The sequence below is a fragment of the Campylobacter sp. RM12637 genome, from assembly GCF_020137645.1.
GTDB lineage: Bacteria > Campylobacterota > Campylobacteria > Campylobacterales > Campylobacteraceae > Campylobacter_E.
Window position 1 is genome coordinate 1 of record NZ_JACGAV010000010.1, and the last position, 14,179, is coordinate 14,179.

Annotated in this window: 15 protein-coding genes; 4 read left to right on the forward strand and 11 right to left on the reverse strand. The window is 27.1% G+C overall.

What is annotated here, in order from left to right:
- Positions 1 to 292: 292 nt before the first annotated feature.
- The 4 genes from AVBRAN12637_RS06180 to AVBRAN12637_RS06195 are packed head-to-tail and all read left to right on the forward strand — an operon-like array spanning position 293 to position 3,666.
- Positions 293 to 670 carry a winged helix-turn-helix transcriptional regulator gene (locus AVBRAN12637_RS06180; protein WP_239803535.1) on the forward strand — a complete coding sequence of 126 codons (378 nt, stop codon included), beginning with the start codon at positions 293 to 295 and terminating at the stop codon, positions 668 to 670.
- A gap of 59 nt (positions 671 to 729) precedes the next feature.
- Positions 730 to 1,512 (forward strand): MBL fold metallo-hydrolase, encoded by a 783-nt coding sequence (locus tag AVBRAN12637_RS06185; RefSeq protein WP_336615515.1) that lies wholly within the window; start codon positions 730 to 732, stop codon positions 1,510 to 1,512.
- A 10-nt stretch (positions 1,513 to 1,522) separates the two neighbouring features.
- Entirely contained in the window at positions 1,523 to 1,711 is a 189-nt protein-coding gene (locus AVBRAN12637_RS06190; protein WP_214120494.1) for a heavy metal transport/detoxification protein, read from the forward strand.
- Positions 1,708 to 3,666 carry a heavy metal translocating P-type ATPase gene (locus AVBRAN12637_RS06195; RefSeq protein WP_336615516.1) on the forward strand — a complete coding sequence of 653 codons (1,959 nt, stop codon included), beginning with the start codon at positions 1,708 to 1,710 and terminating at the stop codon, positions 3,664 to 3,666. Before AVBRAN12637_RS06190 ends, AVBRAN12637_RS06195 begins: the two co-directional genes overlap by 4 nt.
- Before the next feature lie 17 nt (positions 3,667 to 3,683).
- Here the strand turns inward: AVBRAN12637_RS06195 and AVBRAN12637_RS06200 are convergent, their stop codons facing one another.
- The 11 genes from AVBRAN12637_RS06200 to AVBRAN12637_RS06250 are packed head-to-tail and all read right to left on the reverse strand — an operon-like array spanning position 3,684 to position 14,164.
- Complete coding sequence (locus AVBRAN12637_RS06200; RefSeq protein ID WP_336615517.1) at positions 3,684 to 4,151, reverse strand: tRNA (cytidine(34)-2'-O)-methyltransferase; 468 nt, start codon at positions 4,149 to 4,151, stop codon at positions 3,684 to 3,686.
- A complete protein-coding gene (locus tag AVBRAN12637_RS06205; RefSeq protein ID WP_336615518.1) occupies positions 4,144 to 5,205 on the reverse strand; it encodes a CCA tRNA nucleotidyltransferase in 1,062 nt (353 codons plus the stop codon). Before AVBRAN12637_RS06205 ends, AVBRAN12637_RS06200 begins: the two co-directional genes overlap by 8 nt.
- Positions 5,205 to 5,573, reverse strand: a complete 369-nt coding sequence (locus AVBRAN12637_RS06210; RefSeq protein WP_214117842.1) for a CiaD-like domain-containing protein — start codon at positions 5,571 to 5,573, stop codon at positions 5,205 to 5,207. The genes AVBRAN12637_RS06205 and AVBRAN12637_RS06210 overlap by 1 nt, the downstream gene beginning before the upstream one ends.
- Entirely contained in the window at positions 5,570 to 5,812 is a 243-nt protein-coding gene (locus AVBRAN12637_RS06215; RefSeq protein ID WP_214117843.1) for a hypothetical protein, read from the reverse strand. The genes AVBRAN12637_RS06210 and AVBRAN12637_RS06215 overlap by 4 nt, the downstream gene beginning before the upstream one ends.
- A complete protein-coding gene (leuB, locus tag AVBRAN12637_RS06220; protein WP_336607318.1) occupies positions 5,812 to 6,849 on the reverse strand; it encodes a 3-isopropylmalate dehydrogenase in 1,038 nt (345 codons plus the stop codon). Before leuB ends, AVBRAN12637_RS06215 begins: the two co-directional genes overlap by 1 nt.
- Positions 6,846 to 7,322: a 3-isopropylmalate dehydratase small subunit gene (locus tag AVBRAN12637_RS06225; protein WP_214117845.1), complete on the reverse strand. Its 477-nt coding sequence runs from the start codon at positions 7,320 to 7,322 to the stop codon at positions 6,846 to 6,848. The genes leuB and AVBRAN12637_RS06225 overlap by 4 nt, the downstream gene beginning before the upstream one ends.
- Positions 7,323 to 7,331: 9 nt before the next feature.
- Positions 7,332 to 10,295, reverse strand: a complete 2,964-nt coding sequence (locus AVBRAN12637_RS06230) for a S8 family serine peptidase (RefSeq protein WP_336615519.1) — start codon at positions 10,293 to 10,295, stop codon at positions 7,332 to 7,334.
- On the reverse strand, positions 10,285 to 13,041 hold the full coding sequence (locus tag AVBRAN12637_RS06235) for a S8 family serine peptidase (RefSeq protein ID WP_336615520.1): 2,757 nt from the start codon (positions 13,039 to 13,041) through the stop codon (positions 10,285 to 10,287). Before AVBRAN12637_RS06235 ends, AVBRAN12637_RS06230 begins: the two co-directional genes overlap by 11 nt.
- 9 nt (positions 13,042 to 13,050) lie before the next feature.
- Positions 13,051 to 13,368, reverse strand: a complete 318-nt coding sequence (locus AVBRAN12637_RS06240; protein ID WP_214117848.1) for an AzlD domain-containing protein — start codon at positions 13,366 to 13,368, stop codon at positions 13,051 to 13,053.
- Positions 13,353 to 14,009, reverse strand: coding sequence for an AzlC family ABC transporter permease (locus tag AVBRAN12637_RS06245; RefSeq protein ID WP_336615521.1), 657 nt, complete (start codon positions 14,007 to 14,009; stop codon positions 13,353 to 13,355). Before AVBRAN12637_RS06245 ends, AVBRAN12637_RS06240 begins: the two co-directional genes overlap by 16 nt.
- A complete protein-coding gene (locus AVBRAN12637_RS06250) occupies positions 14,006 to 14,164 on the reverse strand; it encodes a hypothetical protein (RefSeq protein ID WP_214117850.1) in 159 nt (52 codons plus the stop codon). Before AVBRAN12637_RS06250 ends, AVBRAN12637_RS06245 begins: the two co-directional genes overlap by 4 nt.
- Positions 14,165 to 14,179 lie beyond the last annotated feature (15 nt).

Genomic DNA, 14,179 nt, shown 5'->3' on the forward strand with positions numbered 1-14,179 from the left:
CAATGCTTTTTTATTCTTAGTAAAATCATAAGAATGAGTATGAGAATGGTCGTGATGTTCGTGGGAATGATTAGAATTATGGTGTGAATGATTATGGTGTGAGTGATTGCAAGAATGATTGTTTGAATGTTGTTTTATTGGTTTATGAATTAAGTCTTGATAGGTGCAAGTCATTGTTTTTCCTTTAAATTTAGTTTTAAGATAACTTTAATCCTTTTTAATTTTTATGATTATAATTCATATTTAAGTAAATGTAAATTACTTACGAATTTGTAAGTATAAAGGAGTTTTTATGCAAATAAATATGAATAATGTAACCTGTCCTTTGCAAATAGCTGCAAATATGATAAATGGAAAATGGAAAAGCATAATCATTTTTCAATTAAGTTTAGGTAATTCTTCTTTATCAAAATTACAAAAAGATATAATTGGAATTAGTCAAAAAATGCTTCTTGAACACTTAAATCAATTAAGAGAAAATGGCTTAGTAGATAAAATAACTTATGATGGCTATCCACTAAAAGTAGAATATTTTTTAACAAATCGTGGAAAGCAAATGTTAAAAGCTATTATTATTTTTCAAGAAATAGGCATTGAAGTTTTAAAAGAAAAGAAATTATTCAATGCTTTAAATGAAAAAAGCTTATCATACATACGAAAAAGTAAGTAATTTACAATTATTTTTAAAAAAGATAATATCTATCCTTTAATTTAAATTAAGGAGATTTTATGAATACAAAAGTTCAATTAATTAGAAGCGCTTGTGTAAAAATTACTATAAATAATGTGTGTTTTTTAATAGACCCTATGTTAGCACCAAAAGGCACTTATGAAGGTTTTGCAAATACTTATAATTCACATTTAAGAAATCCTTTAGTGGATTTGCCATTTAGTTTTGAAGAAATTATAAATGATGTAAATGCTGTAATAATTACTCATAATCACTTAGACCATATAGATGAATATACCTGTAAAAAATTAGATAAAAATATTAAAGTTTTCGTTCAAGATAATCAAGATTATAATTATTTTAAAGATTTAGGATTCAAAAATCTTGAGATTTTAAGCAATACTTTAGAATTTCAAGGAGTAAAACTAACAAAAACTAAAGCAAAACACGGAAGCGAAGAAATATATAAAAACGAAGAATTAGCAAGGCTTTTAGGTGATACTATGGGAGTTATTTTTAGTGCAAAAGATTGCAAAAGTGTTTATTTAATAGGAGATAGTGTTTTAACAAAAGATGTTGAAAATACTTTAAAACAAAATTATGATATTGTTATTGTAAATGCTGGAAATGCTATGGTTTTAGGATTTGATGATAGTATTATTATGAATGAAAACGATATTAAAAATATTGCTAAAATATCAACTAGCAAGATAATAGCCGTTCATTTAGAAGCTATTAATCATTGTATTTTAACTAGAAAAGCTTTAAAAGAATTTGTAAATAAGAATAATTTAAACGATAGAGTTTTAATCCCAGGTGATGGGGAAAGCTACATTTTTTAAAGGAGATAAAATGAAAAAATATGAGATTTTTAATGTAAATTGCAATCATTGTGTAAATAAGATAAAAAATGCTTTAGAAGAAGATTTTGGGACAATTAATTTTAGTGATGATTTAAAATATATTTTTATAAATGCGAATAAAGAAGAATTTGAAGATGAGCTTTTAGAATTAGGATTTAGATTAGGTAAATTAGTATGAAAAATATAAGGCTTTTTATTAACGGAATGCATTGTGTAAATTGTGCTAATTCAATCAAACAAGAAGCCTTAAAATTAGGCGTAATAGATGCAAGGGTTGATTTTATCAATAAATTTGGAGAATTTAGTGTAAATGATGATTTTGATAGTGAAAAGCTAATTTTTGCTATCAAAAAACTAGGCTTTGAAGTAAGCTTAGAAAAAATAAATGCAAAAAAAACTTACGAAGGCATTAGGCTAATTTTTTTAGCGATTTTTAGTGTTTTAACTTTTATTGATTTTAGCTTTTTATTCTCTTGTGTTTTTGCAAGTTTGGCTATTTTACTTTCGCTTGATTTTTATAAAAGAGTAATATTTCATAAAAGCTATGGAATGGATTTACTTGTAGTGCTTGGAATTAGCATTAATTATTTTTATTCATTTTTTAGTATTCATCATCATTTCTTTTTTGAAAGCACTTTTGTCTGCTTTGTGATTAGGCTTGGAAAATTTATTGAAAATAAAGCAAAAGCTAAAGCAAATTCTTTAATCACACCAAGCAAAATCCCTACAATAACCCTAGCAAACAATAAAATAATAAAAGCAAATCAAATAAATAAAGATGATGAGCTACTTATTAAAAACGGCGAAGAAATCTTAGTAGATGGAATATGTCTAAATGAAGCCTTAATTGATGAGAGCGTTATTAGCGGAGAAAGCTTTAGTCTAAGCAAAAAAATAGGAGAATTAGTTTATGCAGGTAGCATTAATAAGGGCGAATTATTAAAGATAAAAGCAACTAGCACTTATTATGAAAGCTCACTTGAAAAGCTTAAAGATGAAGCAATGAAAGCTAATAATAAGGATTTAAAAGCCTTTAAATTAGTTGATAAGATTAGCAAATATTTTGTATTAATAATTTGTATAATTGCTAGTATTACAGGACTTGTTTGGTATTTTATAGATTCTTCTAAGGTGTTTTTTTATGTTAGTAGTGTGTTGTTAATCTCGTGTCCATGTGCCTTAGGACTTGCAATTCCTATGGTAATAGTAATTTGCATTAATTTATGCTTTAAAGAAGGAATAATTTTAAAAAATCCAGAGCTAATTAACTCAATAAAAGATATAGAATGCTTTGTTTTTGATAAAACAGGCACACTTACAAATTCCGTGCAAAAAATATCACACGATTTAAGCGAAGCTGATTTTAGGCTAATTGCAAGTATTGAAAATACTCAAAATCACCCAATAGCTAAAAGTATTACGAATAATTTTACTGATTTTTTAGATTTAAATGGAACTTGCGCCTTAAAGGATAATTCTTTATTTTATACTGATGAGAATTTAAAAGTAGAAATAAAACCTTGCGAAAATGAGTTTTTGTGTTATAAAAATGATTTATATTTAGGCAAAATTACTTTAGAAAACGAAATTAATGAAAATGCAAAAGAATTAATTAGCTTTTTAAAATCACTCAATAAAAGAATAATAATAATTAGCGGAGATAGTAAAGAAAGAGTAGAAAATCTAGCAAACAAACTAGAAATTAGCGAATATTATTTTAGAGTTACACCTGAAAATAAAGCTGCGATAATAAAGAGTTTAAACGCAAAAAGCGTATTTATTGGGGACGGGGCTAATGATATTAAGGCATTAAGAACGGCTAATTTTGGCATATCATTTAGCAACGCAAATGCAATTGCTAAAAATAAAGCCGATGCGATATTGCTAAAAAATGATTTGATTAAAATCATAAAACTTTTTGAGATTTTTGATAAAGCTTATAGTAAGATTAAGCAAAATTTATTCATATCGTTTTTTTATAATTTCATAGGAATTGCTCTAGCTTGTGGGGTTTTTAGCGAGATTAATTTGCATTTAAATCCTGCACTTTGTGCTATGCTTATGAGTATTTCATCGCTTGTTGTGGTGTTTAATTCTTTGCTTTTGTTTAGAAAAAATAATTTATCTAGTTAGTAGTAACTAGATAAATACTAAATACTAAAATTTTTAAAATTCTGCCTTAAGGCTTCCGAGCTTAAAAACGCAACGCTTTGAGCTAGATTAAGCGACCTGCCATAGCTTTTCATAGGTATTAAAAAGGTGTTTTCATTACTTAAAATCTCTTTAATTTCAGGCTGTGGCAAACCAAAACTCTCACTTCCAAACACTATAAAATCTCCTTCGCTAAAATTAGCGTTAAAATAAGGATTTTTTGATTTTGTGCTAGCGAATTTCATTTTAGCAATATCATTATTAGCTAAAAAATCCTTTGTATTATCCCAAAAAATCGGCTCAAGTTTATCCCAATAATCAAGACCTGCGTGCATAATCTTTTTACTTGAAAAGTCCAAAAAATGAGGTCCAACAAGATGCAATTTAAAACCTAAGTTATAGCACATTCTACCTATTGTCCCTACATTTCCTGCAATTCTTGGCTCAACTAAAACTATATTAAACATTTTTCATATACTCCTTAATGGCTTTTTCTTCACATATTAGTGCTTCTTCTTTTGAGTTAATATTCTCATATACGACTTTTATTTTGTCATTATAAATTCCTAATTCTTTAGCTCGTTTTACAATATCCTTATTTAGCCCAAGCCACTCTCTAAGCGGCATTTTAATAGCAATTTTGCATAAATTATAGTCATTTAAATCATTAAAATTTGGCTCTTTTGTTAAAAAGAAAAGCATTTTTTTATAAGGCATAAATTGATAATATATATTAAAATAATCAATAAAATAAAAAAACATTAAAGCAAATCTTTTTTCCTTACAAACTAAATTCTTATTATCTTTAATCTTTTTTAAAACAGCAAAAAATTCATATTTACTAACGCTAAAACCAAAGCATTTTTCAAATAAATTTAGTTTATACAAATAATAAAGCCCAATTTCAGGGTATTTTGCTTCAAATAATTTTATTAATTCATTATAAATTCTATCCTTGCTAAGGTTTGAAATATCAATTTTTTTTAGGTATCTTAAATCCCTTTTCTTAGTCTTTAGCTTAAATCTTGCGATAAATTGAATAAATCTTAAAAGCCTTAGCGAATCTTCTTTGAATGTAGAATAATTCACTATTCTAATTAGCTTTTTTTTACAATCTTGAATGCCTTTATGTAAGTCTATTATTTCTTGTGTAAAAATATTAATCATTATTGTATTCATACGAAAATCTCTTCTAAGCGAGCCTTTGTATATGCTTTTTTCAACTTTTACACGAAAATCCGTATGTAAATCGCCTGTTTTTTTCTCTGTTCTTGCAAGTGCTAAATCATAATTTGCTTTTTTATATACAAAAAAACTTTTGCCTACACCTAAAGCGTTTAATTCTTTAGCAATCTGCTCCATTTTACTAGGACTTACATCATAAATCTCTATATCATAATCATTTGTATTATTACTTAGATAAATATCTCTAACACAACCACCCACAAAATAAGCTCTTTTTGTGTATTTTGATAAAATTGATTGTATTGTTAAAAAAGTCTCATCATCCCAAGGAAGCATTAATTTTTTAAACGCTCTTCAATACTTGCTAGTAAAAATTCAATAAAAGATATTGTTATTTCTAATCTTTTTTGTAAATCTTCTTCATTTTGCTTGGTATTTAAAGCTTCAAAAAGAACTAAAATTCTTTCTTTAATTTTCAATAAATATTGCTTTTCATAAGTTGATAGCATAGCTGTGCTAGTAGTTTCTTTAGCTCTTTGAATATCTTCAATCTTAGCTATTATCTCTTCTTCGCTACTGATTTCATTTACTGCTTTTACTTCATTTATTTGCTCTTCTTCAGTTTTTTCATATTCTTTTTTAATCTCTTCTGCTGCTACTTGAGATAATCTATCAATCATTTGTGATAATTCTTCATTATTCATATATTTATTAGCCACCTTTTAAACTCATTATATTCTTGTTCGCTTTTAGCATTCATAAAAAAATCATACATTAATAAATTAAGCTCAAGTTTATGCACCTTAGCACCACTTAATCTATAAATACCTTCTTTAGCTGCTTGATTGTTTTTATCACGCTTTAAAATATTTTTATATATTTCAAGGGCTTCTTCTCTTAGCCCTTGTTCTTCATAAATCTTTGCTGCGGTAATTGTTTGCATTAGCAATACTTCGCTACTAATTCGCCCATTTCTTGGGTATTTAATTTAATTTTTGCATTAGCTAAATCAGCACATCCATAGCCTTCGCTTATTACTCTTTTTACTGCATTTTCTATTTTTGATGCTGATACTTCATCGTTTAATGCAAATCTTAACATCATAGCAGCACTCAAAATCGTAGCAATTGGATTTGCTATGCCTTGACCAGCAATATCAGGAGCACTTCCGTGAATTGGCTCATAAAGTCCAACTTTTCCACCTATACTAGCACTTGCAAGTAATCCGATTGAGCCAACTACCATACTAGCTTCATCACTTAAAATATCTCCAAATAAATTCTCTGTTAAAATCACATCAAATTGCTTTGGATTTTTAATAAGTTGCATAGCAGCATTATCTACATACATATAGCTTAATTCAACTTCAGGATAATTTACAGCCAACTCATCGCAAACTTCTCTCCATAAAGCTGAAGTTTCAAGCACATTAGCCTTATCTACCATACATAATTTTTTGCGGCGTTTCATTGCACTTTCAAAACCAATTTTTGCAATTCTAATTATCTCATCACGAGTATAAACCATTGTATTATAAGCTCTATCTTCTAATTTTTCTCTAGGTTGTCCAAAATAAATTCCACCAGTTAATTCTCTTACTACAAGTAAATCAACGCCTTTTACAACACTAGCTTTAATAGTGCTAAGCTCTTCAAGTCCATCATATACAAAAGCAGGACGAAGATTTGCAAATACTCCTAAAGCTTTTCTAAGTGCTAATAATCCACTCTCAGGTCTTAAATGGCGTTCTAGCTTATCCCATTTTTCTCCACCAATTGCACCAAATAAAACTGCATTAGAATTTAATGCTACATCAATAGTTTCTTGTGGTAAAGGAACTCCAACCTCATCAATCGCAGCCCCACCCATTAAACATTCAGTATATTCTAAATCAGGGCGAACTACTTTTAAAACTCTTATAGCTTCATTGATTATTTCAGGGCCTATTCCATCGCCTTTAATTACACAAATTTTATTCATTTTGCAACCTTACTAGCGTATTCAATCAAACCACCCGCATTTAATAATTCTTGCATAAATACAGGGATTGGATTTATTTTATAGCTTTCGTTTTTTGTGATATTTTTAATAATTCCGTTTGTAATATCTATATCTAATTCATCATTTTCTGCAATTTTATCAGTATCGTTGCACTCTAATATTAAAAGTCCAGTATTGTATGCGTTTCTATAAAAAATTCTCGCATAAGTTTTTGCGATTACACATTTAATATTTGCAGCTTTAATAGCAATTGGTGCGTGCTCACGACTAGAACCACAGCCAAAATTCTCTCCTGCAACTATGCAATCATTTTCTTTAATTTCTTTAAAAAATCCAGGTCTAGCATCTTCCATAACATAACTAGCCAATACTTTTTCATCACTTGTATTTAAATATCTTGCGGCTATGATTAAATCTGTATCTATATTATCGCCAAACTTAAAAACTCTCATTAAAGCTCCTTAAAAATTATAATTAATACCCAACATAAACTTATTAGCAAAATAATCTTTAGCATAATTTAACTTATAATTTATCCCAAGATTAAGCCTATCGTTAAAAGAATAACCTAAACCTAAATTAATATTAGTTAATAGTTTTTTTGAAAAACCATTACTAATATCAATGCTATTTTGATAGCTTATATTTTTTGCCTTTAATAAATAATGTTTGTAAAAATTATATTCTAAATCAACACTAGCTAACAAGTTTAAATAATTTAAATTTTTCTTATACTCAAGTCCTATATTTGAATAAGTAAAAAACTTTTTAAAGCTATTAACACTTACGCTAAAATCATTGCCTAATTCATTAAAAGAATTTTGTTTATAAAAAATACCATTTAAAGCGACAAAAGGATAAAAATCATTCAATTTATAAGCAAATTTTAAAGTATATGCTAAAGAATTATCATAAAATTTCGCATAATTGCCAAATCTTTCTGTCTTATTTAAAGTATTAATATAACTTAATTTATTATTGATATAAAAATCATCTAAATTAAAATTCGCATTAGCAATTAAGCCAAGAGTTCTTGCATTGTTTTTAAAATCATCATTATAAATATTTGAATTATTATAAACAAAACCTAAAGCGAATTTAAAATCATCTTTTATTAAAGCATTGCTAATTAAAGTCTCATTTGAGCTTTCTTTTAAAGAATTAATTTTATTATATTTATAGCTTTGTTCTATATTAAAATCATCTTTTAAATCATTTGCTTGAATACCTTTAACCTTTGCAATATTCATTAAACTATTATCGTATAAATCATTAGCAAAAAGCTTATTTGTATTTTTTGCTAATTCGTCTTGAGTAGTATTTAAAATACTAGCATAAAACAAATCAGCTCTTCTTAAATTGTATTCAGCTTCGCTTAAATGCCCATCTAAATTAATATTATTATAAGCTAAATCATCGCTTGTTTTATCTCTTTTACCAACTTCGTATTCTAAATAATTATCAAGTTGATTAAACAATAATTGATAATTTTTGCTTGCAAAATCATTTAAATTATTAATTTTATTTAAATCAATTCTTTTAACCATAACGCTTACTTTATCATTAGTATAAGTTGGCTCATTAATTTCTAAAAAAGTTACTAATGATTGCACCGATTTAAATCTATTTTCAATGCTTCTTGCCGTTAGAATATCTACATTTTGACCTTGAGTTATATTCGCACCTGATTTAACACCTACTAAATTAAATTCCCCGTCTAATTTAGCATTACCTAAAACTCTAAAACTCTCGCCTAAATTAGAATAAATCTTGCTATTTGCACCTAATTCAAGGCTACCTAAAGTTAAACCTTCGTTTATTAAAACACTATTATTTGTAATACCACTTGCAGTTGTATTGCTTACTCTTAAAACACCATTTGTATTTGTAAAATGTGCTTGATTTTTCTTGCCAGTTAGCCACAATGTGCCGTTTTTAATCTCGCTATTACCTTTAAAAGTATTATCCCCACTTAATACTAAAGTCCCAATTCCATCTTTAATAAGACCAAAATCACCTTTAATATTATTTGAAAATACATATAAATTATCTAAATCCACATTAGCATAAAAGTCTTTTCTAAATTCAGCAACCCCATTCATAGCACGAGTAGGATTTAAAATCCCTACCCCAAAACGAGCCTTAATATCATCAGCATTATTTGTAGTGCTTGTAACCTTAAATGCAGTTGTAAATAAACTCTCTTTAATATTATCATTACTCATCCAAGGGTATTTTTCATAAATTAAAGCCGCCACACTAGCAGTTATTGGAGTGCTATAACTTGTGCCTTCAATTCCATTTATTTCAAAAGGAGCTGAAATACAATCATCCCAACCATTTTTCTTGCAAGTATTTCCGTGATGAAAAACTTCTTTAATTGCCCCATCATTATCTTGTATGTAAAAATGCTTACCATATTCATCTACTCTTGCTGCATTGGTTTTATATCCTAAAACAATTACCCAACCTTTTCTTAAAGGACTATCAAGTGGGATTGCGTGGGTTGTAAAAGGCTTATTAATATTATCAGTAATATTACCTGCTGCATTAAAAACTAAAGCATTATTTTTCATAATTGCCGTATAAAATATGCCTGTATTTGGACTTGAATAATCTAAATTACTATATTCATAAGATTGATTAAAAAACCTAACTCCACTATTTGATAAAGCATCAATTGTAGCGGCTAAATTAATATCATCGCCAATTTCACTTTTACTAATAGGATTTACTATATTTGCAAATTTAATCTCACTTGCAATTGTATTTGCAGTATTCATTACATTTTTGCCGTGTAAAATAGGACTATTATTGCTATCTTTTAAAATAGAATTTGAATAGTTTTTACTTATAAAATTATCATCATCTATCCTATTTGCCAATGAATTCCATTTAGTGTGATTTGTCTTTTTATAATCAAAATGCTTATTTACTAAGACATTTTTTAAATCATCAGTCCCCGAATCATTTACCCCGATAATTATTCCTTTTCCTAAAAAGCCTTGATTCCAATTAGGGCTAAATCCATAGCTAGTTTGATTATTATTTGACCTTGAAACTTCTTTGTTTGAATAGCTTGATGGATTATTTGCACTTTGAAAAGTAGCTAAATTTGTATCATAAAGCTTAGCAAAAACACTAATAGTAGCAGTATCAGTTTTAGTGTTTAACTTAGTGGCTATATTGGTTTTTTTAGGTGTATTAATTACAGGCAAATTAGAATAATCCGAAGTTATTTTGGCATTTTCAACTATGTTTTGAAAATTCTCATTAGTTGATACTTTAGCTGTAGGTTTATATGGTCTTGAAGTAGAAGTATCTTGTGAAGATTTTATATTAGGAGTTTGAGTATTAGCTTCGCCTCCACCACCACAAGCACTTAATAAAAATATAGAAGCAATTAATGATAGTTTAAAATTCATATAAAAATCCTAAATTAAATTTATTTGCAAAATAATTCTTAGCAAATGAATTATTATAATCAAAATTAAAATCCACTTTATCATTTAAACGATAAGATAAATTAATACCTAAATTAAATAAATATTGTTTATAAAAGCCATTTGATATTTTTAATTCATCAGAAAAATCATATTTAGCTAAAAAATAATAATCTTTATTGAAATTATATTCTAAATCAGCATAAGTTTTAAGATTTAGCTTTTTAAAAGCAAAATTAGAATTAATTCCTAAATTAGCATAATAAAAGTCTTTATTAAACTTATTAAACGATAAAGCTAATAGATTGCTATTTTCATTAAAGCTATCTTGAAAATACTTCAAATAATTTAACCTAAAATAAGGACTAATATTATTGTTTAACCCTAATTCACTTGAGATTAAAAAGGCTTTATTTTTAAATTTTGAGCTTAAATCAAATCTATTTGCATTATTTTTAATATCAAAATACGAAATCAAATTCTTAGAATAATAATCATCTAAATCTATTTTATAACCTACTAAAAAGCCTAAAGTTCTTGAATTGTTTTTAAAATTATCATTATAAATCCTAGCGTCATTATAAACAAAAGCAAGACCTAAATTATCAAAATTATTAGCTATTTTATATTCACTTGAACTTTCTTTTAAATCACTAATTTTATTGTAATTATAACTTACTCCAAAATTATCAAAACTTATTTTATTTAGTGATTTTATCCTTGCGATATTTAAAATTGAGTTTGTATAAATATCTTCTGCAAATAATAATTTTGTAGTAGATGCTAATTCATCTTTTGTTGTATTTATTATCGCATTTGCAATCATATTGTATTTTAAAAACTCATTTTCGCGTAAATCACCATTTAAATTCACTTCTTTATAATTTGCCGTATCCAATGGTAAATCAGGCTTTTTTGTTTCATAAAGTAATCTATCAAATTTTGAAAATAAACTTGTGTAATTTTTCTTAGCATAAGCATTTAATTCAGGTAAAGTATTTAAATCATCAATTTTATCTACCTTAATACTTAAATTATTTTTATCATATATTGGTTCGCTTAATTTCAAAAATGTAGAATTTGGTTTTATATTTTTAAACTCACCTTCAATACTTCCTGCTGTTAAGATATTTTCTCTTTCTTTATTTAAGGTATAGCCGTATTTAACCCCAACTACATTTAAATCCCCATTAAGAGTAGCTTTATTAATTACATTAAATTTTTCGCCTATATTTGTATAAACTACGCTTGTATCAGCTAAACTTAGATTATTAACTTCCATTCCTTCATTAACTAAAATTCCATTATTGGTTAAATTTGCAGCACTAGCATTACTCATTCTTAATATAGAATTATTAGTGATACTAGCTTTATTTGAATTACTAAGCCACAAAACACCTTTTTTAATACTTATATCTCCTGTAAAAGTATTTTTTCCACTTAAAGCAAGAGTTCCAATCCCATCTTTAATAAGCCCTGCATTACCACTAATATCATTTGAGAATACATATAAATTATCTATATCTACATTAGCATTAAAATCATGCCTTAAACTTGCAACTCCATTCATTGCTTTTGCTGGATTTATAATGCCTTCTCCAAAATGAGCTTTAACTTCGCTTTCACTTGCTCCATAAACCTTATAAGCCGTTGTAAAAATACTCTCTTTAATATTATCATTACTCATCCAAGGATATTTTTCATAAATTAAAGCACCAAGAGTTAAAATAGCTGGGGCACTAAAGCTAGTTCCTGCATTATTATTTATTAAAAAAGGAGCTGCTATACAATCATCCCAACCATATTTTTTGCAAGTATTTCCTGCAGAATATACATATTTTCTAACCCCATTATCCATAATATAATAAATATCTTTGTAATCTTTATTTGGTTTTTTATCATAATAACCAAGTGCAATTATCCAACCTTTTCTAAGTGGGCTATTAATAGGTAAAGCATGAGCTGAAAAATCTCCTGTTGTTTCCTCATTTCCCGCTGAACTAACTACAAGAGCATTATTTTGCATAATCGCTGGATAAAATACCCCGATATTATCTTCACTAGTATCTATTGTTTTTGTTCTTGCAAATGAGCGGTTAAAAAACCTTACCCCGCTATTTGATAAATAATCAATTGTAGCAGCAAGATTTACATCATCTCCTGAACTTAACTTATTTCCATCTGAATCAAGTAAAGGCAAAGGCACATTAGCAAACCTTATATCCTTTGCTAAATAACTTGCAGTACTCATTACTAGCATTCCATGAGTTGCTTTTGCGTTTGTTTTTTCATTAATCAAAACAGAGCTTTTGTAAGTGTTAGCAGTAAAATTAGTATTTTTTAATCTATAATCTAGTGATTTCCAATGTGCTCTATCTACTTCCTTATATTCATAATGATTATTAAAAGCTAATTTGCTTAAATCACTTGTCCCTGTATCTAGGATAGCTAAGATTATTCCTGTTCCTAAAAAACCTTGATTCCAATTAGAGCTAAAGCCTATATTTGTAACATAGCTTGATGAAGAATTTTGCGGTGTGAATTTTAAATAACTACTATTGTATAAACTATCTTCTAAATTAAAATTAGCAGTAGGCAAATAATTTGTATAATCTTTATTAATTGTGCTTTGATTATTTGAATTATTTGGCTCTACACTAGCAGCAGCACCGCCACCACCACAAGCACTCAAAAACAATAAACTAAGTAATAAAACACTATATCTCAATTTAAATTCCTAAAAAATAATTTCGTGTAAAACATAAAAAACACAAGTTGCTAAAATAATGCTAATAAAACCTTTTTTAAACATTATATGAGAGATTAAGGCAACAAGCCCAGCTACTAAATAATCACTTGCATAAGGTGGGTTTTCATAATCTAAGCCTTTATATAAAAAGCAAACTAAGATAACCATAATCAAAAGTGGCATATGTTTTTCAAGATACATTAAAAGCTCATTTGGTTTTTTTGTCCCAAAAAATATATAAGCTAAAGCCTTTAAAACAACAGCACTAAAACCAGCAATTAATAAAGCACTCATCGTATAAGACATAATTTCTTTCCTAAAATCAATATAAAAATTCCTGAAAAAATACAACTTAACATCATATATTGTTTATCTATGAAAAATAAACCTATAAGCCCAAGAGTTAAAGCTATGAAAAATACTTTATTTTCTTTATGTTTTATGTAAAGTTCGTAAGCTAAAACTATAAATAAAGCATTTAAAGAAAATCCTAAAGCACTATAATCAGCCTTAGCAAAACTTGCTATAAAATACCCTACAATACAACCAAAAATCCAATAAAAATGATTAAAAGTTAGAATTAATACGGCAGTTTTTTTATCATAATCTTTTGCACTAAGTAAGGCAAAACTCTCATCAGTTAAAGTAAAAATCGCATAGTATCTTATAAAGCCTAAATCTCTAAAATATTTTAAAGCTCCTAAAACATAGAAAAAATGTCTAAGATTTAGCAAACTTGAAGCTATTAAAATCTCTACTAAACTAGCACCCGAACTAAGTAAAGATAATAATAAAAATTGCAATGACGCAGAAAAAACAAAAACAGCAGCCACAAAAACTTCAAAAAAACTAAAAGAATTTGAATAAGCAAGAATGCCAAATGCAATACCAATTACTATATAAGCAACAGCAACGGCAAAAGTATCAATTAAAGCTTGTTTTATCATTTTGTATACTTTTTGATATATTCATCTACATTGCTTACTTCTTGTTTTTTTATAACTTTTTCTTGTTTTACATTATTATCATCATCTTGAAAATATATGTAATCAATCCCAAAAAGTATTCCTATAAATATAATTAATGGTATTAAAAAAATCATTTTCTCTCCTAAATG